Genomic DNA, 26,349 nt, shown 5'->3' with positions numbered 1-26,349 from the left:
ATGGCTGGAGTAAAATCCTGACGGGACAAAGTGTGATACTAGCTAGATTGAGCAGTGGTGCACGCAACCAATACTGTATCAACCAAGGGTTCGAATCTCTTCCTGATCATTGAGTCAAAACGGAATAACCCGCCTAGTGCGGGTTATTGTTTGATGAGGGGATTACAGACTTTGGTAATAACAATAGCATGGTAATTGCGATAGCTAGTGCCAAAATCGTTAGCATGGATCTGTCTATAGCTAATGTAATAGGCCCTGCATTAGGTGCCAAATTAAAGGTAAGGGCTATAGCCGTTAAACAAAAAGTCCAGTAACCATAGCGTTTCGCTCCTATCATTAACATAGCGAATAGTAGTAACCCCACAAGTGAAACATGCAGCCATGGGTTGTCATATAACCCCAATATTAGCCCACCAACAATAGCGCCAAGTAGGGTACCTGCGCCACGTTGTTTTAAGCGTACCCATGTTGCAGTTCGTTCGGCTTTCATCACTCTTAATCCAGCAGCAGGTAGCCAACATGGATGTAAGCTCGGGATCACTGTTGCGATTGCGCTTCCTATTAGTGCAACCAGTACGATAGCGATGGAAAAACGTTGCACTGAAGGTTGGTTCATCTCTACTTTTACCGGTGAGATAGTCTTTATTTCACGTGGTAACATCATAAAATTCACGACCACACCCCAGAATGTACCAGCACTAAATGCTATCGCATAAAATAGCGCACCTTGAGTGGGAATTTGTCCAATAGAAAGAAAGTAGGCTAACACACCTAGTGCGATAGGTAATCGTAGATAGGTCGCTCGTAGCTCTGAATAGCCTTGAAGGTACGCAGCAATTGCTGAAAAGAGAAAAAATAGCAGACTGCCAAGGGGGATACTAACGCCGATACTTGCAAAGATAGAAATAATGCAAGCACCTTGTAATAAAACAAATAGTGACTTTTTTTGGGGGAGTTTAGGGAATGAAACCACTAGCAGATAGCCACCGAAAGACATTAAAAGCCCAAACATGGCTTGTTGGAAGATGATCCCAATTATCCATGGTGCTATCACCCATAGAGATAAAATAAAAGCTCTGCGGATTTTTGATATTAGCATTTAAGTGTTCCCTATTGAATGACTCAATTAAAGATCGATATCTAAAATAGTAACGTATTGAGAAATAATGAATTTATCATAAATATTCTAATATGCTCCAGCAAATATTACTCTCCTTTTAAACCATAAAGATAAGGCTTAGATAAAATCTTCACATATAGTCATTTGTGTATAAGTTATTGGTGTTTTGTATTGCTATGTTATGCATTTGTAATATTAAGTAATTAAGACCTGTCCTTCCTTTGACTATGGCATGGTTAGCAATCAATAGTGGGAGGAATTATCATGCAGCAAATGAAAACAGAAGTTATTGTAATTAGACTAACTAAAAAAGAGAGGGCTGAGCTTGATGCAAAGAAAACTAAGCCTATTCTTTCTGAATGGATGAAGGAGCTTGCATTTGCTGCTCCAGATAATCAAAACATAAATAGTAAGCAGTCGTAACACTTGAATAGGGTATCTCTGCAACTATAACAGCTCCCTAGCAGTATCATTGATTTCTTATTATGTCATTAGTCCGAATGAGCACTACGTAAGATTAATGGCATAAAGTTGACTTATCATCAGAATGACATAAGAAGTTGCGGTAGTGATATCTTGCTCGAGGTGGTAGAGCATTGTTCATCTTGCTGTTAATTATAAAACTATTAGGCCAAGTAAAATTCATTGTAGGTTTGGTTACAGAATAAACTATACATAAAACGGTAAGAGGCCTTGCTCTCATTTTTGGAGATTATGGATGGTCAATATGTGATGTGTATTTTATGTTATGGCCTAAATTAAATGTATTTTATATGGCTATTCTGACAATTAACGACTACATTTTTAGATAGATTATAATTTGTTTATGCTACTCAATCTTTTTTTGAGTGTCTATTTTGTTTTGTTTGGTGAAATAATACGCGGTTTATACTCATCATGTGAGTTTTAGGAGTATTCTTAAGGTCGTCTGGCGTATTCCAGTTAGTTGGTCATACCCTAGAATTGAATTATTTTTTAATATTAGTTATCAAATGGTTACATTTTCAAATTAATTTGAAAAAATAAAATACAATCAAGTAAAACTGAAGGTTAGTTAAATTAATTGATAACATTTACTAACAAAATGAGTAAAAAATGATTATTTCAAATAAAGCATTTTTACGCTTGGCAAGAGATAAAATTGCGGATTAAAAAGAATTTTTGAAATGATGCATTTTTAAAATCAATAATTCTGCTGTTCAGTTGGAGATAATGAAGGTTAATTTCTAATTATCGTATTTAAAATAGTTATTTCTCTACAAATATTGTTTTTTCCATCTATAAGTATAAATATACTCCTTTTGCGTGTCACGAGTCCAAATGTGATGTGTCTACATTATATAATAAATGAATTGATAAAACCTCACTAATCTCAAATTAGCAAAATCATAAAATTAATTTATGTTAATTGATGCGTTACTGTACGAATTAGACTGGTATTTATGGTGAATATATAAATTTAGTGTATCTATGTAATATTTTGATGGTCTTATTTGGGCTTATATTGGTGGGTTTGCTTTTTATAATCTATCAAATTAAGTTAATTTTTTAATATTAATACTTCCTTTAATGCAGATATTAAATTATTAATTTAATGTATTGTCGTAATTCGTGTAATTTGGTGAATTTAATCAATCAGTAATATTGTATAAATTAAGCTTTTTGATAGTTTATAGCTATCAAAAAGCTTCGTATCTGATAATAAAAACGATTTAATGTAATTTAAGTTTTTATGTATTCTCTGTTCGAAATCATATAGACCACGTTATGATTATTAATTCAAAAATGGACTCATTGAGATAGAGCAATATTATTAATTAAACTATTACCAGGTGATTAAATTATATCGAATGATTTGTGTATAACTATATTTAATATATGGTCGGATCCCTGCGTTAATTATTTATTAAATAACAGTGTGATACTAAATAAGTTCTTTTAAATGTAATAATAAAACCTTCATACTAGGAAATGACAATGAAAAAAGTATTATTGACAGCAGTTGCTACTGCAATTATTGGTGCATCATCTGCTTTCGCTGCAACTGAAAATGCAGGCGGTGGTCAAGTTAATTTTTATGGTAAAGTGACAGACGTTTCTTGTACTGTTTCAGTTGATGGTCAAGGTAGTGATGCTAAAGTTTATTTGGCGCCAGTTTCAGTAAAAGAAGTTCAAGAAGCAGGTGCAAATACTTATTTAAAAGCAAAACCATTTGTTATTGATGTAACACAATGTCAAGGTGTTAACGATGATACCGTTTTAAACGTGAACTGGACTGGTGGTAACGTATTAAATGGTGCTTCAGGTATTAATGCTGGTTATTTAGCTAACACTGTTACTGGTGCTGCGGACGGAGCTGAAAATATCCAATTAGTTTTAGCAACAGATGCTAGCTCTAAGTTAGAAAATAAAATCGATCCTAATAGTGCAACGCAACCTAAAGCAACAACAACTGAAATTACTGACGGTAGCCGTTTCACTTATTTCGTAGGATATGCAACTTCAACGCCTAAAGATGTTACATCTGGTATCGTAGAAAGTTATGCAACTTACGAAATTACTTACGAATAATATTTATTTATTTCAAAAGTAATATTTATCTAAGCGGTAGTGATTACTGCCGCTTTTATTTAGAGGTTCAAATGAAAGCAATTGTTTTATTCTTCTGCTTCGTTTTCAGTGCATCTTCATTAGCGAATAATATTATTGTTAACGGCACGCGATTTATTTATCCTGGAAATGAAAAAGAAATTACCGTGCAATTAAATAATACGGCGGATAGGCCAGCGGTCGCACAAGCATGGTTAGATACCGGTGATGCATCGGAAACTCCAGATACAATAAAAACACCATTTCAAATTACACCTCCAATATCTCGTCTGGATGCAAAAGGTGGTCAAACACTACGCATTAAATTGATGGATAAAAATGGGATCCCACAAGATAAGGAAAGTTTGTGGTGGCTGAATATCTTAGATATTCCACCAACAGTAAAAACAGCAGGAAAGGAAGATCAAAACTTCTTACAGCTAGCAATTCGTTCTCGATTTAAATTTATCTATCGCCCTGTTGGGTTAGGTAGTCGCGAATTAGCACCAGAACAATTAGTTGTGAATGCTAATGGCAATAATCTGACTATTAATAATCCTACGCCATTTTTTATTACCATTACAAAAATTTCAACCGATGGCAAAAATGGATTAACGGATAAGGCGGTAATGTTAGCACCTAAAAGTCAAACGTCAGTGGTATTGAAAAAAGCAATTAGAGCAGGTGAAAGTGTTGTTTTGAACAATATCAATGATTACGGTGCGGATATAGCAGTAAAAACGACTGCTAAATAGGATAGAAAAATGAAACAGCGAGAGTTAATAAATAAATATAGCAATACACTCTCTGTGACCTGCTTCGTCACCGTATGTATGATGCCAACATTTTATGCATGGAGTGCTGAAGGCACAACCTACGAATTTAATAGTGGGTTCATAGTAGGCAGCAAAGATAATGTTGATTTAGAACGCTTCAACACGACTGCAATCAGTGAAGGTAAGTACTCTGTTGATGTATATACTAACGGTAATTGGAAAGGTCGCTATGATTTAAATGTTGTTCAGCAAAAAGATGGCAAATTAGGTGTCTGTTATACACCCGCTATGTTGAGTAATTTTGGCGTTAATTCAGAAAAATTAAATCCGCAATTGAATGCGCAAGAGTCTACTTGTTCCCCGTTGAATGAGTGGAATGCAATGAAGGACGTAAACGATACTTTCAGTTCTTCGAACCTACGTCTAGATATTTCAGTTCCACAAATTTACGAGCAGCGTTTATCACGTGGTTATGTCGCTCCGCAATTTTGGGAAAAAGGTATTCCTGCGTTAAATTTAGCGTATATGGCCAATTATTATGATAGCCATACTAGCGGTTCTCAAGGTCAAAATGATGCCAGTGCTTATTTAGGACTTAATGCAGGTTTATCGGTTGATGGCTGGTTACTAAAACATATTGGTAATTTAAGTTGGCAGCGTTCAGGAAGTACGAGTTGGAACAGTAACCAAACCTATCTGCAAAAGCCGATTGCTGATATCAAATCAAAAGTGACTGCCGGCCAGTTTTATACGGATGGTGATCTTTTTGACAGTATTGGGTTACGCGGGGCAAGAATTGCTACTGATGACAGCATGTATCCAGATGGAATGACATCATATGCACCCGAAATTCGTGGTGTCGCACAAAGTAATGCATTGGTGACGGTTAGTCAGAACGGTTCCATTATTTATCAAACCTCAGTACCACCCGGACCGTTTGTATTGAACGATGTTTATCCATCGGGTTACGGTAATGATTTAAATGTTACGGTGAAAGAAGCAGATGGTAGTGAAAGTAGCTTTAGCGTGCCTTATTCATCGTTAGCACAACTGTTACGCCCAGGGTTTACTCGTTACCAAGTCGCTGCGGGGAAATCAGATACTGATGGTTTGCATAATCGCCCGTATATTGTGCAGGGAACAATTCAACATGGCTTAAATAATACCTTTTCACTCTATGGTGGAGTGACTGCGTTTGATGATTATCAAGCCTATTTAATTGGGACGGGTGTAAATACGGGTATTGGTGCTGTTGCAGTTGACGTTACACAATCACGAACAGCATTAAAACACCGTACTGATAATGGTCAAAGTTACCGAGTAACGTTTAACCGTTTAATTACTGAAACAGATACGAATATCTCGCTAGCTGCATATCGTTATTCAACGAAAGATTACTTCAATGTAAACGATGCATTATATGCAATTGATTATGATAAACGTGGTATTGCAAATAACAGATGGCGCGAAAAGAATGGTTTTAGCTATACGGTAAACCAAAATCTGCCTGAAGGGTTTGGGGGACTTTATTTTACTGGGCGTATCTCTAGTTATTGGGAACGTTCAGGAACGGAAAAGCAATATCAATTTAGCTATAACAATCAATTTCAACGAGTTTCTTATTCTATTAACTTTATGCGTGTTTATTCGGACAATAATAATAATGGAAAGAAAGATGATCGTATTAGCTTAAATATTAATCTTCCTCTTTATTATGGTGATAGCCGAAGCACGACACTAACATCAAATACAACGTTTAATAACGAAAAATTTGGCTCTACTCAGCTTGGGGTTAATGGTGCATTTGATGACGAAAATAACTGGACTTACGGGCTCAACACTGCGGCAGCAAATGGTGGTGAGTATAGTGTCGCAATGAACACTGGTTATCGTTCACCGTATGTTAATACCAATGCTAACTACAGCCAAGGCCAAGGTTATAGGCAATATGGCTTAGGCGCTAACGGCTCTGTCGTTATACATTCGGGCGGTGTGGTTCTTACACCAAATACGTCAGCGACGATGGCTTTGATTGAAGCCGAAGGGGCTGAAGGGGCATCAATTACAAGTGCGCCGGGGGTGCGGGTGAATAAGGGGGGTTATGCTTTAGCACCTTATGTTAGACCTTATCGCATCAACAATATTGAAATTGACCCTAAAGGGAGCCCTGAAGATATTGTGTTTAATAATACCGCAGAACAAGTGGTTCCATATGAAGGCAGTATTGTTAAAGTAAAATTTGGCACAAAAGTTGAGCGCAATCGTACCTTTAATGTTGTACGTCTCGATAAAAAACCAATGCCATTCGGCGCTGAAGTGACTAACCAGCAAGGCGAATCAATTGGTGTAGTTGGACAAGGCGGTACAGTATTTATTAGTAATGAAGAAGCAAAAAATGCTTATGTGAAATGGGATAACGGTCAGTGCGTATTTTCTCTGGAAGCCGGAACCAGTAAGGATAGTGTATGTCGATAAATGTGATTTTACGTAATGGGATAGCGCTGGTGGCAGTGCTATCAAGTATCTCCGCATATGCGGCATGTACGGCAATAAATCAAAATCCTGTTGTTGTAAATATGCAAATGGGAAGGGTTATTGTCTCGCCAGATTTACCTGTCGGTAGTGTTATCAAAGAACAACCATTTCCAATGCCATCTAATGTTGGAACTTACGCGTCATGTGATGGACAAACACCTATGGAAGCTATTGTGACAGCGATCGGAATGACTGAAGGCGCTAATAAAGTTTATAGCACCAACGTCCCTGGCATTGGTTTGCGATTCGAAAGAATTGGTTCTATTTCTATGATTTACCCGGATGTTTATAAAATAAATGGTAATCGCTGGCAAAAATTTTCAGTGAGCTTAGCTAAATCTACATTTAAATTACAAGTTATTAAAATTGCAGAAAATACAGGCTCTGGAACTATTAATGCAGGTGAATACACTCGGTATGGCTATCAAGTTGCTTCTGGTGGTATGCCTGCTTTAATTACTCGATTAGACGCAAATGCCATTACCATCGTGTCACCCTCTTGCAAAATTACCACAGGTAAAAATCAAGATGTGATCTTACCGCCGGTGAATCGTACAGAGTTTAGAGGTGTAGGAACAACGGCTGGTGAAAAACAATTCCCAATTAATTTACTTTGCAATGGTGGGATCAGCATTTCCCCTGATTCTATTGCCGTGAATATGACCTTTGGTGGAACCAAAGCACCTAATACCCCAATAAATAAAGGTGTATTAGATAATGCGGCAAAAAATTCTATGGCTCAGGGGATTGGTGTTCAAGTACTAACGGATAAGAACAAAGAGTTAGAATGGGGCAAAATTTATAAGGTCGGTGAGTTAACTAGCGCGCAAGATAAAGAAATTCGTATGAATTATATCGCTCGTTATTATCAGTTTGGCTCAAAAATTTCTGCCGGTGAAGTCGAAGCTAAAATGTTATTCAATATTACTTATGACTAACAGGGGATACCTAATGAAAAACTGGTTACTGATAATGCTCCTGTCTGTATTGAGCTGTGCAAATGCTACCGCTGCGTTGGAAGCAAATTATGATGAAGGTCTGGTCAATTTCGCAGGGAAAGTCGTTGATATTTCTTGTGAGATTTCAGTTAATGATCAAGGTAGTGATGCGAATATTTATCTAGCTCCCATTTCATTATTTGAAATTCATAATAGTGAAGGCGGGGCTTATATGAAGTCTAAAATGTTTACCATTAAACTATCACAGTGCCAATCGATTAGTCATAATGGTGAAGTCGTTGATGCTGATTTAAATAAAATTAGTGTAGCGTGGTCAAATGGTTACTTGGTACCTAAAACTAATTTTGAAACATCAGGATTGCTAAAAAATATGTTAGCAGATGGAGCTCAAAATATTAACTTTGCACTATCGATTAATAATAATACAACGTTAGATGCAGATAATAAAATTGTGCCAGCTGATCCTGCTCAGCTTAAAGTCATTCCTAAAGTTTCCGATAATAAGGATGCTATATTTCAATATTATATCGGATATACAACAGGATCCCCTAAAACGGTGACAACAGGTTTAATGGCAAGTTATGCCACTTATGAAGTACAGTATAATTAAAAATATAAAAAATATTTAATTTAAAATAAATAAAGCACTTCTAATGTATAGTTAGGAGTGTTTTTTATTGTTAGATAATAAAATAAAAATAACATAGCGTTCAATTTGCTATGTTATTTTTATATTTGATTTCAAATTTTTGACGGTATGATTGTATGGTTCAAAAAGAGTAATGAGAACTATGATAATTTTAAATAAAATATTAAATTACATTTTATTATGGATGATAACGCTTTCTGCTGTATATTTTAACTCTTGATTTTTGATACCCGTATTACTATCTTGAATTGAATAATCCTCATCAGAAATACAGCCTTGAAAGAACCAGTCTATAGGGCACTTTAAGGCGATAGCTATACTAACTAGATGATTTAAAGGTATTTTGTTGATTCCGTTTTCATAGCGAGATATTTGCTGTTGGCTAATATTTAATATTTTGGCTAAATTAGCACCCGAGAGTCCTAATTCTTTTCGCCTTGCTTTTATCTTGATTCCAATAAAATAATGAATGTCCATGTGACACCCTCGATTGATAAAGGGATTATAGTGAATGCTAATGCATAATAAAATTATACAATATATAAAATATTAAAAAAACAATTAATTTCAATATCGACAATATTTAATTTGTGTATGTCTGAAAGGGAATGAGCGATTTTTTTAGTTGGAATCATCAGGTGCTGATAATTTACACATGTAATAGTGAGGCGATGTAATGTTTTAGGTTTTTATTTTTGTTTTTGGCAGTTAATTTTATGATGGGAAAATTAAAATATAAAAAATATTATATAAGGAGTGTTTTATGGGTATCTACATGAAATAAAATATAATGAATTAAATTTTAGTTTAAATTCGTTTTGGGAAGGTCTTAGTTAGATTTTTTTGTTAATTGATGTGAGTTACTAATGATTATTTTCTATATAGTATTATGCTAATCATCAAATAAAGAGGAGCTTGAATATAGCATAAAATGAGAATACACGTAAATTGAGTATATTAAGATGCCGCTAAATAATTTTATAAAAAAGTTAAGTAAATTTTATTATTTGAGTTAGTGTATATTAATTAAGTATAAATACGTTATTTTATTACATTTTTATGATAAAAAAATGTAATATATAAAGCAGTTCATCATATGTTCCTATAATAAGTAACAGGATCAGCATTAATGTGAATGCACTAAAAGAAAGCAAATTTGTCATAACTAGCTTACTTATGCTTCGTTGATAGTATAAATGGATAGATTAAGTATAACCGAATTAGATTATGAAAAATGGGTAATTATGTAAACATACGTTTCTAGGAACTTAATCTATAAAATAGCCTTTCTGTATTTTATTTGTTTGTATCCTTTTGAATTTTATTGTTTTTAAGGTTTTAACTCGATTTGTTTTGGTGGTGGTTAGCTTAATATTTATGATCATAATCTTGATTATTTCAAATTGTAACAAAAATCTAATTTTCTTTAATCTAATTGAATTTATAGGTAAGGGGAGTCGATTAAATTAAACTTTTGTTGAAATAGAACTAATAGCGATAATTAATTATTAGGCTAAACAATAAATTTTACAAATTTCTCACATTATAGACTATAGTGAAAGTAACGGAATGTAATGTATAGCTATAACTCTTCAACTAAAGAGGTTCCCATAATGAAACTCTATATTTATGATCATTGCCCATTTTGTGTTAGAGCCAGAATGATTTTTGGACTTAAAAACATTGACGTTGAGCAGATCTTTTTGATGGAAGATGATAAAGCAACGCCAACGAAAATGATTGGCCGCAAGATGCTACCCATTCTACAAAAAGAGGATGGAAGTTACTTACCAGAAAGCTTAGATATTGTTCATTATGTTGATCAGTTAGCAGAGCCTAAAATCATTCAGTCCGAGGTTTCACCTGAAATTGATAGATGGTATCAAGCTGTTTCTGAAACGGTATATAAATTAGTTGTTCCTCGTTTTACTCAGGCTGAATTTCCTGAATTAAGTACGAAAGAGGCTAGAGCCGCGTATGTTGAGCGAGAAGAAAAGGCATTTGGTGATCTGAATATGCTACTAAAGGAAACACATACCTTGATTGTAGAATTAGAACCTCATATGGATGCCCTTGATATATGGCTAGAAAAACGGACAAACAGTTATAATATTGACGATATCATGATTTTTCCGTTATTACGCAGCTTATCTATTGTGAACGATATCCCATTTAGTACAGTAATACTCAATTACATGAAAGATATTGCGAAAATAACAGGGGTGAGTTTGTTATTTGACCAAGCCAAATAATTTTCTGATTATTCAAATGGTTAAAATCCCATTATTTTTTTATAATGGGATTTTTGTCGTCTTTACACTAATGATAAGTAATAGATTTAATTAATATAATCGCGTAGTGTGTATACCAGCTTATTTCTACCTTGAGTCAAAATTAGCTTTTTACCATGATAGGAAACCACTGAGCCATCAGTTAGCATTCGTTTAATTAACTTATCCCACTTCGATAAATCTTCATCAACGCACTCTAGTTCGGTTTTGGATAAGTGTTTAACTGTCAGAACGGAGTCGCTGATGCGTCCCATGCCATAAAAATCATTGCACATTGTTGCCGAAATAAACATTTTTTCACCGAAAGAGAGTGTTGGCACGCCAACTTTACCCGTAATGGTATTGCCGTCCATTTCAGTCAACACAAAACTGTGATGAATGAGTTGTTGCTCAGTCACGTAATCATTATTATCTGCGCTGACCTTTGCAGTTTGGCAAGTGGTTAATAAAAATCCTAGTAACATTAAAGGAATAATCCGTTTCATTATTTCCAGTCTCTGTTAGGATTTGACTATATTAGGACAAGTGTCACCACGGGCTAATTGGCGGATATTCCCTAATGTTGTTTCACTAATACTAGTTAATGCTTCATCGGTCAAAAATGCCTGATGGCCTGTGAATAATACGTTGTGGCATGATGAAAGGCGGCGAAAAATATCATCTTGGATCACATCATTTGATTTATCTTCAAAAAATAGTTCACGTTCATTTTCATAAACATCCATACCAAGAGAACCTATTTTTTGTGCTTTTAGAGCATTGATTGCAGCAACTGAATCAATTAACGCACCTCGACTAGTATTGATGATCATGACACCATCTTTCATCTTTTTAAACGCTTGTTCATCTAATAAATGGTGATTTTCAGGTGTTAAAGGGCAGTGTAGTGAAATGACATCAGAGTTTTTATATAATGTGTCTAAATCAACGTATTCTGCACCTAAATCGAGAACAGCTTGATTTGGGTATGGGTCATGTGCCAGTAAGCGCATGCCAAACCCTTTTAGGATCCGTAGTGCTGCTTGACCAATTTTACCTGTACCAATAATACCAGCCGTACGGTTATGCATGTTAAAACCGGTCAAACCTTCTAGAGAGAAGTTTGCGTCACGAGTACGTTGATAAGCGCGGTGAATACGGCGGTTAAGGCATAACATCATGCCCACAGCATGTTCTGCAACAGCTTCGGGTGAGTAGGCTGGTACGCGAACGACTTGGATCCCGAGTTCTTCCGCGGCCACTAAATCAACATTGTTAAACCCTGCGCAGCGTAAAGCTAAAATATGAATATTCAGTGCCGCTAGCTCTTCTAAAACCTCACGGCTGGCATCATCATTAACAAAAATACAAACAGCATCAGCCCCAACAGCATTTTTTGCAGTTTGTACGGTTAATGGAAAATCAAAGTATTCGATATTAAAATCAAAAGCGGATCCTTGATTGACTTGATCCATATGTTTGCGATCATACTGCTTAGTACTATAAGAAACGATTTTCATCTAAGGAACTCCGTGTACTATTTTAGGAACCAAAACAAAAAATAATAAGGTAGTAAAAGCCGGTAGCTACCAAAACTTAAATCAGAATAAGATAATTATTACTGTAAATCACCAAAAAAATACGGAAAATAATGAGTTATTAAACTTTGACTCTTAATAATAGTCGTTTAGAGATAAACAATATTAGTCAACACGAAAACAAGGACGCAGTTTAATGAAAAGGGCACTGAAATATTTATTGTTAAGCGTGATCGGGTGCTTAGTGCTCTTATCAGTTTTATGGGTAACGGTAACCCGTTGGCTTCCTGTTGTCGCTAAAGTTTATCTACCTGAGAATGTGACGTTGTCATTAAGCCAACCTGTTTTGAACAACCAGCAGCTACTGGTTGCTAACATACAACTGAAAGTGGGTAATTGCTTGTGGTTTGATGCTAAAGATAGTCGTTTTTCTCTTTTTCCCATGCATTTATTGGTGAAAACACTGTCTGAGGATAACCAATGCCTTAGCCAATTATCGAAAAATGAACATACTGATGACTCACCCATTTCAATTATTGATATTATTGATAGTCTCCCTGCGTTTTCTGTTGTAATTGAAAACGTAGAAGTCTCTCCTTGGGGGCAATATCAAGGGAGTTTTTGGTTACATAATCGTAAAGGGGCTTCACTAGCACTAGACTATCATGGTGAAAATGTTGATTTATCCGCTTATATCACGCCAACTAATCAGCTAGTGATTGAACGTTTTTCTGTTCAATTACCAGATCAAGAACAACGTCTTTATCTCAATGGTGAATTTGGTTTGCCGTTAACCACCGATGAGCTTCCTTCTACAGGTGTGCTAGATGCGGAATTTGTTTTATCTCATCCTGCAAAATTGTTACAAGCTAAATTACATTGGCAAGATAAGCAGGGGAGTATTTCCCTTTATGATAAAAGTACGGGGGATGAGATTGCACATTTGCCTTGGCAATTTGATGCAAATGTTTTTCGTGTTGTCGATGGACGCTGGCAATGGGAAGAAAGTGGTATTCCATTACATGGTGGCATAGCATTCCAAATAAAAAATTGGCAGGCAGATATTGCTGATATGGTCATCAGTGGCCGCACAAATATGGTGACCGAGGGTAAAAAAGGGAAAGCAAACATTGTGCTAACGCTTCCTGAAAATAAAATTAATTTACTTGAGACCGCGATTACGTTTGGGCTAAATGGGCAGCTGAAATATGATGATATGATCTTGGATATTCATTTGCCTTCTCAAATTACAGGGCCGATTGTTGCTCCGGCTATTTCATTTCGTTCTGGCTCACTCTTAAGAGCTTACGGTCGAGTATCGCCAACGTTACTTTTACAAGAGGCTCGCTTGCCATTAGCTGGAACAATGCTGAGTGCTGAAGGTATTTCTGGGCGCCTACAAGCTATTTTGAAAGTAAAAGAGCAGTATTGGGGGAGTTTTGCTATTCATTTAGATGGGAAAGCGAACAAATTTACGCCTGACCAAGGTAAGTGGTTTTGGAATTACTGGGGAAATGCTCATTTACCTTCACTAGCCGCAAATTGGGATATAAAAGGTCAAGGTAGCTGGCAAGATACCTTAATTACTCTGAATACATTGAATACAGGTTTTGATCAGATCAAATATGGGTTACTTTCGATGAAGGCTACCCGCCTAATTTTAACGAAACCTTTATTGTGGCAGCGTGATCCAATTAAAGAGCATTTTCAAGGCGAATTACAGCTCACCAGCGATCGTATGCAATTTGGTTCTGCGAGTTATTTACCTAAAATTACCACCAATGCAGCGCTTAATGGGAAATCACCTGCTGATTTTCTATTGAAAGCGGATTTAAGCACGAAAGAAGTCGGGCCAATTGTGATTTTTAGCCGTTGGGATGGTGAACGTTTTAGAGGGCAAGCACGTTGGCCAGAGCAGTCAGTTAGTGCATTTCAGACCTTGATACCTAGCGATCTTGGGATAACCTTGCGAGAGGGTAAATTATTTTCGCAGGCAGCATTTTCCATTGATCCAGAAACAGGATTTATCGCGGGTGGGCACTGGCGAGTGGAAAATACTGGATTGTGGCTTAAAGATGGTGAGGTTAGTGGCCTAAATTTTGTTTTACCTTGGAAGTTGCAAGATAGTACTTGGACGTTAGGTGAAAAATCACCAGTAAAGTTACGCATAAAACAGCTAACCAACTTGTTTGAATTAACCGAAATTCGTGCTGATTTATCAGGAACCTATCCACCGACAGAGATAAAACCCTTAAAACTGAGCAATGTAGGGTTTAAGATGCTTGGAGGAGAGGTTAGCCTAGATTTATTACGTTGGCCTCAAAAACAGCCCGCGACCATTCGATTACATCAAATTGAATTGAGCAGACTATTTACTATATTGAAAGTTACGCAGTTTGCCGCTTCAGGCAAAGTTGATGGTGAATTGCCTTTTTATCTGAATAATCCCGAATGGATTGTACGCAATGGTTGGATGGAAAATAGCGGCCCGCTTGCTTTACGCCTTGATACTCAATTTGTTGAATCGATTAAGAAAGATAATATTTCTGCGGGTTCAGCGATGGGCTGGTTACAATACCTAGAAATTTCACGCAGTCGCACTGATGTCAACATCACTAATTTAGGCCTATTAACGATGAAAACGATCATTCAAGGTTTTAATTCACAAGAGTCTAAAAAACGTGAAGTTCACTTAAACTATACACACGAAGAGAACATTTTTCAGCTGTGGCGTAGCTTACGTTTTGGTAGCAACTTGGAAGAATGGTTAGAAAAGAACCTCTAAAGGAAAAGGAATAAAAGTGAAAACTTTAAATCTATGCGCATTCACGTTAATGAGTATGATGCTGACAGGGTGCTTAAGGGTCGAGGTTGCGACACCTGATAAGCCTATTAATATCAATATGAATGTTAAGATTGAACATGAAATACAGATCAAAGCAGATAGACAGGTTGAAGATCTACTTAAAGAAAACAGTGACCTTTTTGGTAAGGTGGATACGCAATGAAATATTTTTTTCGAGTACTGCTCTTATCTAGCTTATTCACATTCTCTGCTTACGCACTAACGGTTGATGAAGCGAAAGATCAAGGCTTAGTTGGCGAAACATTGTCAGGTTATTTAGCGGTGGTTAACACCAATAATTCTACAGTGACTCAATTGGTGGATGATATAAATCGCGAACGTGAAATTAAATACAGTGAAATAGCAGCAAAAAATAACCTACAGACTAAAGATGTTGGTAGAATTGCGGGACAAAAGTTAGTTGAGCGAGCCGGTAGTGGCGAATATGTTCGCGGTATTAATGGGCAATGGCTTAAGAAAAAATAGTCGCTATATGAAATCATTTGTTGATTAAATAATATTGATACATTTTGACTGTGAATAGATGCGCTCAAACTTGCTCAATTATAGAAATAATATAAATAATAAGGATTTAACAAGTGAAATCCATACTGACAGCTCTAGAAGCTGATATTGGACAAACTTCATTGCGTGATCAGTGGTTGCTAAAAAAGCGCCTCCATGGGATGACTAAAATTACTAATGAAAAGTCACGCGCCGCGGTATTAAATACGATTAAAATAGATATTGAAACAGCTAAGCAAAAAATAGCCAATAAACTGCTAAATCCAGCCAAAATTATCTATCCAGAAAATTTACCTGTTAGCCAAAAGAAACAAGTTATTTATGATGCGATAAAACAACATCAAGTCGTGATTATTGCCGGTGAAACCGGATCAGGAAAAACGACGCAGATACCTAAAATCTGTCTGGAGCTTGGGCGAGGTATTAAAGGATTTATTGGTCATACTCAGCCAAGACGTTTGGCTGCTCGGGCAGTCGCTACGCGTTTGGCTCAGGAACTTGAAAGCGAAATAGGTACCATTGTCGGCTATAAAGTTCGTTTTAATGACCAAGTCGGTGATAATACCCAAGTCAAATTAATGACTGACGGTATTTTGCTGGCAGAATTACAAAACGATAAATTATTGTTGCAATACGATACGATTATTATTGATGAAGCGCATGAACGTAGCTTGAATATTGATTTCATCTTAGGTTACCTTCGCCAGTTATTACCAAAACGTCCCGATTTAAAGGTGATCATTACCTCTGCGACTATCGATCCTGAAAGGTTCTCACGTCATTTTAATCAAGCGCCAATCGTTGAGGTGTCTGGTCGTACTTACCCTGTTGAAGTTCGTTATCGCCCAATTATGGGGGATGATAATGATAGCGAGCGAGACCAGATAGATGGCATCATAGATGCAGTGAATGAACTTGGGCAAGAAAGTGCGGGTGACATTCTTATTTTCATGAGTGGTGAGCGCGAGATCCGCGATACCGCAGATGCATTAACAAAATTGCAGTTACGTCATACTGAGATCCTACCGCTATTTGCTCGTTTATCTAATAGTGAGCAAAACCGCATATTCCAACCTCACGGTGGGCGACGTATCATTTTAGCGACGAATGTCGCAGAAACATCACTCACTGTACCCGGTATTAAATATGTTATTGATACTGGGTATGCGCGGATCAGCCGTTATAGCTTTAGAACCAAAGTACAACGTTTGCCGGTTGAACCTATTTCTCAAGCATCGGCTAACCAGCGCAAAGGGCGCTGTGGGCGTGTATCAGATGGTATCTGTATTCGTTTGTATTCAGAAGAAGATTTCCTAAGCCGCCCAGAATTCACCGATCCTGAAATTTTAAGAACTAATCTAGCCTCAGTTATTTTACAGATGACCTCAATTGGTCTAGGGGATATTGCTGCGTTTCCATTTGTCGAAGCGCCAGATAAACGCAATATTCAGGATGGTGTAAAACTATTAGAAGAGTTAGGTGGTATTAAACCACATAAACAAACAGAGCGAGGTTATACACTCACAGATATTGGTCGCCAATTAGCCCAATTACCTGTGGATCCTCGTTTGGCTCGAATGGTAATTGAAGCAAGAAAGCATGGTGCAGTACGTGAAACCATGGTGATTGTTTCTGCTCTATCGATTCAAGATCCGCGTGAACGTCCATTGGATAAACAGCAGGCTTCGGATGAAAAACATCGTCGTTTTCATGACAAACAATCTGATTTTTTGGCGTTTCTCAATCTATGGAACTATTTAAAAGAGCAGCAAGAAGAGTTATCTAACGCCCAATTTCGTAAAATGTGTCGTCAAGACTTCCTGAATTATTTGCGGATCCGTGAATGGCAAGATCTTTACACCCAACTACGACAAGTCATTAAAGAACAGGGCTTCGCGATTAATAGCGTCGCAGCTGATTTTCGCGGGATCCACACATCATTACTGGCGGGGTTACTCTCCCATATTGGCCAAAAAGATGTAGAAAAACCAGAATTTACAGGCGCTAGAAATGCACGATTTACTATTTTTCCAGGCTCTGGATTATTCAAAAAACCACCTAAATGGGCAATGGTTGCGGAGCTTGTGGAAACAACAAAATTGTGGGGAAGAGTTGCTGCATCAATTGAACCTGAATGGATTGAGCCGCTAGCGGAACATTTGGTCAAACACCATTACAGTGAACCTCATTGGTCTAAGTCGCAAGGTGCTGTGATGGCATCAGAAAAAGTGACGTTATATGGTTTAGCAATCGTTACAGCGCGACAAGTTAACTATAGTACGATAGATCCATTATTATGCCGTGAGTTATTTATTCGCCACGCCTTAGTGGAAGGGGATTGGGTTACTCGTCATGCATTTTTTAGAGAAAACCATAAACTACTTGCTGAAGTTGAGGACTTAGAACATAAATCACGTCGTCGTGATATTTTGGTTGATGATGAGACCTTATTTGCCTTTTATGATCAGCGTATTCCAAATGATGTCATTTCTGCTCGTCATTTTGATAGCTGGTGGAAATCAGCATCTAAGCTGCAACCTGATCTGCTTAGTTTTGAAAAAAACATGTTGATTAAAGAAGATGCGGCGAATGTTTCCACGCTGGATTATCCTAATTATTGGCACCAAGGTGAGTTAAAATTCCGTTTAAGTTATCAATTCGAGCCGGGCACTGATGCAGATGGTGTAACGGTACATATTCCTTTAGCTATTTTGAATCAGGTACAAAATTCAGGTTTTGATTGGCAAGTACCGGGCTTGCGACAAGAGCTGGTTGTTGCGTTAATTAAGTCTTTACCAAAACCCATACGACGTAATTTTGTACCTGCGCCAAACTATGCCGAAGCATTTCTTGAGCGAGTACCAGTACCCGACGGTAGCATTTTAGATAAGCTAGAGCGTGAATTGCGCAGAATGACGGGAGTCACCGTTGATCGTGAAGCTTGGCAGTTAGAACAGTTACCTATTCATTTAAAAATGACTTTCCGTGTGGTTGGTGAAAAGAATAAAACCATCGCCGAAGGACAAGACCTTGATGTATTAAAAAATAGCTTGAAAGAGAAAGTGCAAGAAACACTTTCGGAAGTGGTTGATGATGGTATAGAACAAAGTGGCTTACATATATGGAGTTTCGGTGAGCTACCGCAGCGTTATGAACAAAAACGTGGCGGATATTCAGTCAAAGCTTACCCTGCATTAGTTGATGAAAAAAATAGTGTTGGGATCCGAGTATTTGAAACTGAGTTTGAACAACAACAAGCAATGTGGGCAGGTGTTCGCCGATTACTATTACTAAATATTCCATCGCCAATTAAATATTTACATGAGAAGTTACCGAATAAATCTAAACTCGGTTTGTACTTTAACCCTTATGGTAAAGTATTAGAATTAATTGATGACTGTATCGCTTGTGGTATTGACCAACTTATTGATAGCTATGGCGGACCAGTATGGTCAGAAGAGGGTTTTAATCAGCTGCAAGATTTTGTCCGTGCTGAGTTGAATGATGCGGTTGTTCATATTGCTAAACAGGTTGAACAAATTCTCACCGCTGTATTTGCTATTAATAAGCGTTTGAAAGGTCGCGTTGATTTTTCAATGGCAATGGCACTTTCTGACATAAAAGCACAAATGTCAGGTTTAGTCTTTAAAGGCTTTGTCACCGAGCATGGCTGGAAGCGCTTAGCTGATGTGTTACGGTACTTAAATGGAATTGAACGTAGATTAGAAAAGTTAGCGATAGATCCAAATAGAGACCGTGCTCAATTAAGTAAAGTTGAGCACGTGACGAATATGTGGCAGCAATGGAAAGCCAAGCTAACACCAGCGCAGTTGAAGCTACCTGAAGTTCAAGAAATTCGCTGGATGATAGAAGAATTGCGTATTAGTTTATTTGCGCAGCAATTAGGAACACCATATCCAATCTCAGATAAACGGATTATTCAAGCAATGGAAAGCTTGAGCCAATCCCTTTAATGATTAGTATAAGCCTGTGAGCCCTCGTTTTATCGCGAGGGCTTCGCGTTTATGGGTAAATAATTTGTAGTGTTGCTGTTGCATTAGCCTTGCCAGCACGAATATGAGGTTGAGTTTGGGTATATTGCGCGGAGAAATAGACGGCATAGGGGCTTTTATCAAAACTAGTTCCTAAATGGAATGGCTTATTTAGGGGAATTGCTTGACCTTCAAAAAGGATTTGTAGGCCAATACCTTCAGCACTGTCCGAACGGTTGTCTAGTGCTATCACTGAATCATCAAAGTAACCCGCAGATCGTCCACTAAAAATAGCACCAACAGCTGTTGCGCCATTACAGTTTAAAGTTAAGTAAAAGGGGATCGGTGATGAGTGGCTACCGACGCCTCGAAATTGGCTTTGCTTAACTTTATTCATTTTGACGCGCTTATGTTTTTCTTGTAATTCACAGCTTGGGGTAATAATTCGAGTGTTGAGAAAACGATAACTTTGCACGATCAAATTACCTATTGAAGCAGCAATTAATTGATGTGAATCGAGTTCACCAGAGCCTGTAGATGACTTGGTTTTAATTAATTGAACTCGGATCCCTCTAAATGCATTCCCACAATAGCGATAACGATATGAAGTGTTGTCGCAAAAGTAGGGTGAATGATTGATAAAAGGGAGCTTAGCATGACTAAACGTGTGTTCTTGGGGAATAAAACGAATACCAATACCATCAATATTAGTTTGATGTGTTGCGTGGTGTTGCTCTGATAATAAAGGAAACAGACTATTATCCCATTGAGCGCTAGTTGGTGTCGGGCAACTTACCATCGGTGGGTATTGATCAATCTCATTAAGTGTAATTTCTTTGATCACCGATCCTGCTGGGAGTCGGTGAGGTATGATGACATCACCGAGGGAGAGAGAATTATGATGTGGAGTAAAGTTGGGCTCATACTGGCATTGTGATGCATAAACGCTTTTTGAGACTAAAATACAACCAATCCATAAACGAGAATTTAATATTGTCATAAAGCTTCCTTACGTTGACATATGGCGGGTAGGTGGTAAAACCCTTGATCAAAGTGCGACGCTAATAATTGATATTCAAACTCACATTGTTGAGATTGTTGTTCTCCCCATTTCAATTTAATAGTACCTGAGGATTCAAGCCCACTTAAGTAAACTTGCCCCATGTCACTAATAATCCCAACATTGATATCTGTTTTTGTATCAATAACGTCTTTAGTACTTAAGCTGGCGATGGCACCAAATGGTGCAAGTGAACCATCAGTAAGTTGGATGGTAAAAAATACACGTTTACCAAGTTTCACGGGGAAATGAACAGCAACTAGGGCGCCTTTCGTCGGCAGAATAGATTGATTACTATCATCAATTTCAGCTTCTAAAGGTAAAGTCTGCGTATCAATAGCAAAACTATTTCTCCGATATGGTTGAAGGTAATTAACGATAGTATGCCCCGCACTGTCAGTAATATTGTTTGTATGATGATCTAAATGAACATTTTTAGTTTCAGGTACAATGATCAGAGCGGCCGTATCGCCTCGACTAGGAGTGAATGTCACCCCATAAGGGTGAGCCACAATGGCGCTGTGTAAGCCATAGTTAATTTGATGGTGTTGGTTATAACCATAACCTGCATTCAACGAAAATTGATGATGTTGGTATTGGGTATAAACGCGTGTTTCTGAATTGGGAGCTGATGTTGAGCAACAAAGAGGGTTACGGTAGTTATGTTGTAAGGTATAGGCCATGAAATGATCACCCTCAGTTGTTCCTGTTAGAGTCGCTTGATGATTATGATAACTATTTTGAATGAACTGAGTTTGATAGCTAAAATGTGTATTGGGTAACCAAGCACTAATTGGAATAATCAGAGCAGCGGAGATGGCATGTTCACTCTTTTTATCAATAAAAGAGTAATTCGATTGGTAATTGAGACTAAAATGATATTCGTGAATATTTCCAGAATAGCCAATATTGTATAACCAATGATAATTATCGGTATTAGCAAATTTCTGTTGGGAAGCTGATAATGATAAATTACCATAATGGCTAATAGGCTGTGATATATGTAGCTTAAATGTTTGTTGGGGGTAATGGGGATAATAAGGTGGCATTCTTTTGATCACATCAGATATTTGGCGAATTTTCGGGTTATCTATCCATTGTGTACTGAACGAAATATCGCTACCTGTTGAAACAAATGTTCGCGAATATTCTATCTGATAGGTATTTGAACGCTCCTTATGACTATATGCATGGCTCCAATCAAGAGTAAAATCGCCTAAATAGTTAGTAAATGAACCTCCTACGGTTAAAGATTTAAAAGGCGATGACAGAATTGCGCCTGTATAGGTTGTTAAGTGATTATTAATTCCATATTTTATTTCACCATGAATAAAATAGGGTGTTAATGTTCCTTGTTTTTCTGTGGTTTTTCCACTATTTAAAGCATAACGAAATTGGCCTGACTTTATCATTAATGGAGTAGATGAGTATGGGTAAAGATATTTACGTACTTTACCATTGGTTTCAGTGATCGTCATTTCAAAAAAACCTTTATGGCTAAGAGGTTTTAATCTATTTAATGTAAAAGGACCAGCAGGTAAGTGCTCATTATAAATAACAATATTATTTTGTGTCACGGTTACTTGGGATGGACTATAATTAATGCCTTGTAAAATAGGAGAAAAATAAGAATCATAATCAGGATACATTAACTCATCATTTGATAGTGATATCCCTTTAAATGTGAAGGGCATAAAAAATGATGAAGCTAGATAATACTCACCTATAATTAATTGACTTTTTAATAAAGCAAGTGGATAAGACAAGGTGGTGTTATAAAATTGCCATTTATTTTCTTGTGAATAGGTAAAGTTGTTACGTAATCGCCAACCAAGATAATTAAAGCCATTTTGTAGTGAGAGATTAATATGGTTGTTTTTTTTTAGTTTATTATTTGTATTGTGACTACCAGAAATATCATATTCAATGAAGGCGGATGTTATTCCATGATCCCAATGTTCTTGCCCCTCATTTCCATAAGGCAACTGATTGAGGTATATTTGTGGTATATTGATATTCAATACTAAATGATTAAAATCAAAATAATCAGAATAACCATCAATAACTGTTTCTAGATTATTACTCGTGATATCATTATTAATAGAAAACAGAGTATTAATAATATGGTTAGTTAAGCCCATACGTATAAGATGTTTTTTAGTAAACGTTGGGGATAATCGATTTTTCATACGTTTAAACTGAATGTTTTCTGTGAATGATTTTTGGTTGTTAATAACAATATCAACAGAATAAAACCCTTCGGGTTGATTATCTAAATGGAATAATATATTTTCTACTTCATTTGTATTTTCAATGTGATCTAGAGCTTCTAAGTTAAAATGTTCTGCTTGAGTAGAAAAGGAAATTATTATTGCTAGTAATAGAGATATTTTATTTTTATTCATTGTTTAATAATAGTTTTTGTGATGTTAATTGTGTTTTCCCACCATAGTCATTTAATGCATTCCAATATACAGTGTTAGGCTTGGAAATGGGAATTTCCCATGATAATTCACTAAAAGGAGCAATCATTCCTGGGTCAGTGATATCAATACCATCAATCCTCAACTCCCTAAGTGTAATGTAATGACCTGTTGGGTTCTTCGCAGTTAGAGAGTGGTTTCGGTAATTGAATAATAATTTTTTAAAGGCAGAGTCGGCAGTTTTACTTAATGATTCAGGACGATAAAAAAGTTTAAAACTTGATTTCACAACAATATGAAGACTGTTTTCAATATTTTCACTAAGAGAGGGTAATGATTTAATATGTAGCCAATATAGTGTTTCTTTATTATCTTGAAGTGATGGTTTAGTTTTTATTATTCTTAACTTATTTATTGCTTGGGGATTTAGTTTAAATAATGGGGGAGTGAGTATAAAATCATTAGTTTTATAGTTTTCTTTTTCAATCCATGATTGGATAAGATAGGTTGTATTTTCCTCTGGATTCTCTATAGATAAGGCAATTTCACGTTCATTTTGTGAATAAATAAAACGCGTGCCATTAATTACGATACCACTATAACAATTAAAAGTTATAAAAAATAAAATCAATAATATATTTTTCATAATAAATAAGGAGAGAATATATTCTCTCCTTCCTCTCTCCACTTTATTGATAAATAATACTAAAATGTGCTAATGCATCTGCGGAACCTGGCGTTACTTGATCGCTAGTCGCGATGTATTTAGCGACAAAATTCATTTCAACTGTTTTACTCGGTGATATTTCCTTAAATTGGGTGCTACCATTTAAAGGAATACGGCGAATACTATTTTCTTCATAAAGGGCAACTGCTACACCAGTTGCTGGCGTAGAGGTTGGATTATTTGAAAGGCTTAATAAGCTTGGGTTAGATTGATCGGTTTTTCCATCAAATTTAAACTGAATTTTTTTATAGTCAGTAGGGCAATTGGATAGCGTGATCCTAAAAGGTGTTGCTGCTGCAACACTATTTTTATTATTGAAAGAGGAGGCTGAAACTTTGCCCATATTAACAACTTTATGAACTGAGTCAGTATCAATGGAGCAAGCTGTGGGTATTATACTACCTACAAACTTTATTTCACCATCAACAGCGAAAGACAAAGAAGAACTAAAAGATAGAATAATTAGTACGTATTTTAATATATTTTTCATTATATAACCTTGTAAATGATGTATTGCTATGTTTATTTAAAATAACCAACGAATTGTGCGCAATATAATAAGGCCATTTAGAGAACGAAAAAGAGGTATTTTTAGATAAACTAAATCAAGAAATTTACGCATATTTTTTTATCAGTAGTAACTACTTTCTATTATTTGAATTAGTAACTAGATATTTTTTTAGGTTAATATGCTGATAATTTTCTTGTGAAAAACAAGAAAAGGGTACTAATACTAAATTAGTTAACCATTACCACTTCATTTAAATAAGGTAGTTTAGTTACAACATGCTAGTGGGTGGCGTTAACCTAATGCAGCAAAAGCGCGGAATGTAAGTATATAAAAAGGCTATCAAGGGAAAAATGTGAGGAGTGGGAGTAAATAGTAAACAAAGGTGAGTAGAAGAGGTCACTACATGGAATAACCCATGTAGTGACCTAGTGAAGCACTATACAAAAAGATAGTACGTAGCAGGAATGGCTCCAGCTATGATGGCAAGCGCGGTTATTTTTTCAATGCTGCTTAAAGCGACTTGATTTGATTGTTGTGAACGTGCATACCAAAAAACAAGTATTCCTGGAGCATAGAGTACAACGGATAACATCAAATTAATAAGTCCAGAAGCATACAATAGCCAAAGGCCATAAGAGCTTGCGACAATGCCGACCATTAATAGTGGCTTATTGTGACGTTCAAAAGCCACTTTAATCAAAAAGGCCCCAACCAAAAAGTAGGGTACCAAAATCATTTCTGAGGCAATAGTCAACAATGTATTATAGTTACTACCGCTTAGCCATATCAGAACTAAAGAGAGCTGTACTGCACCATTTGTTAGCCACAAAGAGGATGAAGGGGCATCGTTATTATTTAATTTGTTAAAGATCTTTGGGAACGATTGATGTTGTGCTGCGATATAAGGCACCTCTGCTGCCATAATGGTCCAACTAAGGTAGGCACCACACACAGAAATGATCAGCCCTGCGGCGATAATAATTTCACCGCTAGATCCAATCAGATTTACCATCAAACCTGCCATTGATGGATTTTTTATCTCGGCAAGTTCAGCTCTTGGCATAATGCCTAGTGAGAGCAGTGTGACTAAAATATAGATAATTAATGCAGAGCTGACGGCAAAAACAGTGGCTAAGCCGACATCGCGGCGATTTTTAGCACGCGCTGAAACGACAACAGCGCCTTCGATACCAATAAATACCCATAGGGTAATTAACATTGTGTCTTTGACTTGTTGCCATACAGGCACTTCAAGGCTAATCCCACTAAAATCTGCGTCGAAAATATCAAGTTTAAATGCAATGAATGCCAAAACAATAAACAAACCTAATGGGATCAGTTTTGCCATAGTCGCGAGTTTGTTGATACCCGCAGCGGTCTGTACACCACGTAACACAAGATAATGCACAAACCACAATAAAATCGATTCGCCAATCAATGCTTGCCAAGTATTACCATCACCAAAAATGACTCTTTCAGGGGTATCAGTAAAAAAGCTAATGGCAGCAAAGACAATGACTAAATAGGAAACATTGGCGACAACCGCACATAACCAATATCCCCAAGCCGAACAAAAGCCAACCAGCTCACCAAAGCCTTCTTTTGCATAGGTAAAAATTCCGCCATCAAGGTCTGGACGTATACGCGAAAGTAGTAGCAGTGAAAAAGCAAGAAATAGGATACCAATACCCGTGATCGACCATCCAATAATCAACGCTAGTGGACTAGCAACTTCAGCCATGTTTTGTGGCAGGCTAAATACACCGGCGCCTACCATGGAACTAAGAACGAGAGCGGTAAGGGCAGTGAGACTAAGTGTATGTTTCAATG

At 36.7% G+C, this 26,349-nt stretch carries 20 protein-coding genes; 11 read left to right on the top strand and 9 right to left on the bottom strand.

Annotated elements, in window-relative coordinates:
- Positions 1-133: 133 nt before the first annotated feature.
- Complete coding sequence (locus JI723_RS10800; RefSeq protein ID WP_272579788.1) at positions 134-1,099, bottom strand: FUSC family protein; 966 nt, start codon at positions 1,097-1,099, stop codon at positions 134-136.
- Between the two features lie 285 nt (positions 1,100-1,384).
- On the opposite strand from JI723_RS10800, the gene JI723_RS10795 reads away from it, so the two are divergent.
- From JI723_RS10795 to JI723_RS10770, 6 genes are all read left to right on the top strand, one after another.
- Positions 1,385-1,543, top strand: a complete 159-nt coding sequence (locus JI723_RS10795) for an MbeCy (protein WP_070929589.1) — start codon at positions 1,385-1,387, stop codon at positions 1,541-1,543.
- A gap of 1,554 nt (positions 1,544-3,097) precedes the next feature.
- On the top strand, positions 3,098-3,691 hold the full coding sequence (locus JI723_RS10790) for a fimbrial protein (protein WP_272579789.1): 594 nt from the start codon (positions 3,098-3,100) through the stop codon (positions 3,689-3,691).
- A gap of 71 nt (positions 3,692-3,762) precedes the next feature.
- Complete coding sequence (locus JI723_RS10785) at positions 3,763-4,464, top strand: fimbrial biogenesis chaperone (protein ID WP_070929587.1); 702 nt, start codon at positions 3,763-3,765, stop codon at positions 4,462-4,464.
- A 9-nt stretch (positions 4,465-4,473) separates the two neighbouring features.
- On the top strand, positions 4,474-6,960 hold the full coding sequence (locus JI723_RS10780) for a fimbria/pilus outer membrane usher protein (RefSeq protein WP_272579790.1): 2,487 nt from the start codon (positions 4,474-4,476) through the stop codon (positions 6,958-6,960).
- Positions 6,951-7,958: a fimbrial protein gene (locus JI723_RS10775; protein WP_140187752.1), complete on the top strand. Its 1,008-nt coding sequence runs from the start codon at positions 6,951-6,953 to the stop codon at positions 7,956-7,958. The genes JI723_RS10780 and JI723_RS10775 overlap by 10 nt, the downstream gene beginning before the upstream one ends.
- A gap of 13 nt (positions 7,959-7,971) precedes the next feature.
- Positions 7,972-8,589, top strand: coding sequence for a fimbrial protein (locus JI723_RS10770; RefSeq protein WP_070929586.1), 618 nt, complete (start codon positions 7,972-7,974; stop codon positions 8,587-8,589).
- Between the two features lie 207 nt (positions 8,590-8,796).
- Here JI723_RS10770 and JI723_RS10765 read toward each other — a convergent pair whose 3' ends face one another.
- Complete coding sequence (locus JI723_RS10765; RefSeq protein ID WP_140180178.1) at positions 8,797-9,105, bottom strand: helix-turn-helix domain-containing protein; 309 nt, start codon at positions 9,103-9,105, stop codon at positions 8,797-8,799.
- A 1,136-nt stretch (positions 9,106-10,241) separates the two neighbouring features.
- Here JI723_RS10765 and grxB point away from each other — a divergent pair.
- Positions 10,242-10,880 (top strand): glutaredoxin 2, encoded by a 639-nt coding sequence (gene grxB / locus JI723_RS10760; RefSeq protein WP_272579792.1) that lies wholly within the window; start codon positions 10,242-10,244, stop codon positions 10,878-10,880.
- An 86-nt stretch (positions 10,881-10,966) separates the two neighbouring features.
- Here the strand turns inward: grxB and JI723_RS10755 are convergent, their stop codons facing one another.
- Positions 10,967-11,404 (bottom strand): META domain-containing protein, encoded by a 438-nt coding sequence (locus tag JI723_RS10755; protein ID WP_319065965.1) that lies wholly within the window; start codon positions 11,402-11,404, stop codon positions 10,967-10,969.
- A 15-nt stretch (positions 11,405-11,419) separates the two neighbouring features.
- Positions 11,420-12,418, bottom strand: a complete 999-nt coding sequence (locus tag JI723_RS10750; RefSeq protein WP_070928625.1) for a 2-hydroxyacid dehydrogenase — start codon at positions 12,416-12,418, stop codon at positions 11,420-11,422.
- Positions 12,419-12,632: 214 nt separating this feature from the next.
- On the opposite strand from JI723_RS10750, the gene JI723_RS10745 reads away from it, so the two are divergent.
- The 4 genes from JI723_RS10745 (at position 12,633) to hrpA (ending at position 19,780) form a co-directional block, all read left to right on the top strand.
- Positions 12,633-15,221, top strand: coding sequence for a YdbH family protein (locus JI723_RS10745; RefSeq protein WP_337979362.1), 2,589 nt, complete (start codon positions 12,633-12,635; stop codon positions 15,219-15,221).
- Positions 15,222-15,270: 49 nt separating this feature from the next.
- The gene (locus JI723_RS10740) at positions 15,271-15,444 is read left to right on the top strand and encodes a YnbE family lipoprotein (RefSeq protein ID WP_139158679.1); all 174 of its coding nucleotides are present in this window, start codon (positions 15,271-15,273) and stop codon (positions 15,442-15,444) included.
- Positions 15,441-15,767, top strand: coding sequence for a YdbL family probable chaperone protein (locus JI723_RS10735; protein ID WP_070928620.1), 327 nt, complete (start codon positions 15,441-15,443; stop codon positions 15,765-15,767). Before JI723_RS10740 ends, JI723_RS10735 begins: the two co-directional genes overlap by 4 nt.
- A gap of 113 nt (positions 15,768-15,880) precedes the next feature.
- A complete protein-coding gene (gene hrpA / locus JI723_RS10730; RefSeq protein ID WP_272579795.1) occupies positions 15,881-19,780 on the top strand; it encodes an ATP-dependent RNA helicase HrpA in 3,900 nt (1,299 codons plus the stop codon).
- 49 nt (positions 19,781-19,829) lie between these two features.
- Here the strand turns inward: hrpA and JI723_RS10725 are convergent, their stop codons facing one another.
- From JI723_RS10725 to JI723_RS10705, 5 genes are all read right to left on the bottom strand, one after another.
- Positions 19,830-20,798, bottom strand: a complete 969-nt coding sequence (locus JI723_RS10725) for a fimbrial protein (RefSeq protein ID WP_081335958.1) — start codon at positions 20,796-20,798, stop codon at positions 19,830-19,832.
- Positions 20,795-23,263 carry a fimbria/pilus outer membrane usher protein gene (locus tag JI723_RS10720; RefSeq protein WP_337979361.1) on the bottom strand — a complete coding sequence of 823 codons (2,469 nt, stop codon included), beginning with the start codon at positions 23,261-23,263 and terminating at the stop codon, positions 20,795-20,797. The genes JI723_RS10725 and JI723_RS10720 overlap by 4 nt, the downstream gene beginning before the upstream one ends.
- Positions 23,256-23,927 carry a fimbrial biogenesis chaperone gene (locus JI723_RS10715; protein WP_272579797.1) on the bottom strand — a complete coding sequence of 224 codons (672 nt, stop codon included), beginning with the start codon at positions 23,925-23,927 and terminating at the stop codon, positions 23,256-23,258. Before JI723_RS10715 ends, JI723_RS10720 begins: the two co-directional genes overlap by 8 nt.
- Positions 23,928-23,970: 43 nt before the next feature.
- Positions 23,971-24,498, bottom strand: a complete 528-nt coding sequence (locus tag JI723_RS10710) for a fimbrial protein (protein WP_140180160.1) — start codon at positions 24,496-24,498, stop codon at positions 23,971-23,973.
- Positions 24,499-24,955: 457 nt separating this feature from the next.
- Positions 24,956-26,347 (bottom strand): amino acid permease, encoded by a 1,392-nt coding sequence (locus JI723_RS10705; protein ID WP_140180158.1) that lies wholly within the window; start codon positions 26,345-26,347, stop codon positions 24,956-24,958.
- Positions 26,348-26,349 lie beyond the last annotated feature (2 nt).

Source organism: Providencia manganoxydans, assembly GCF_016618195.1.
Taxonomy (GTDB): Bacteria; Pseudomonadota; Gammaproteobacteria; order Enterobacterales; family Enterobacteriaceae; genus Providencia; species Providencia manganoxydans.
This window is presented reverse-complemented; position numbering and strand designations above follow the sequence as displayed.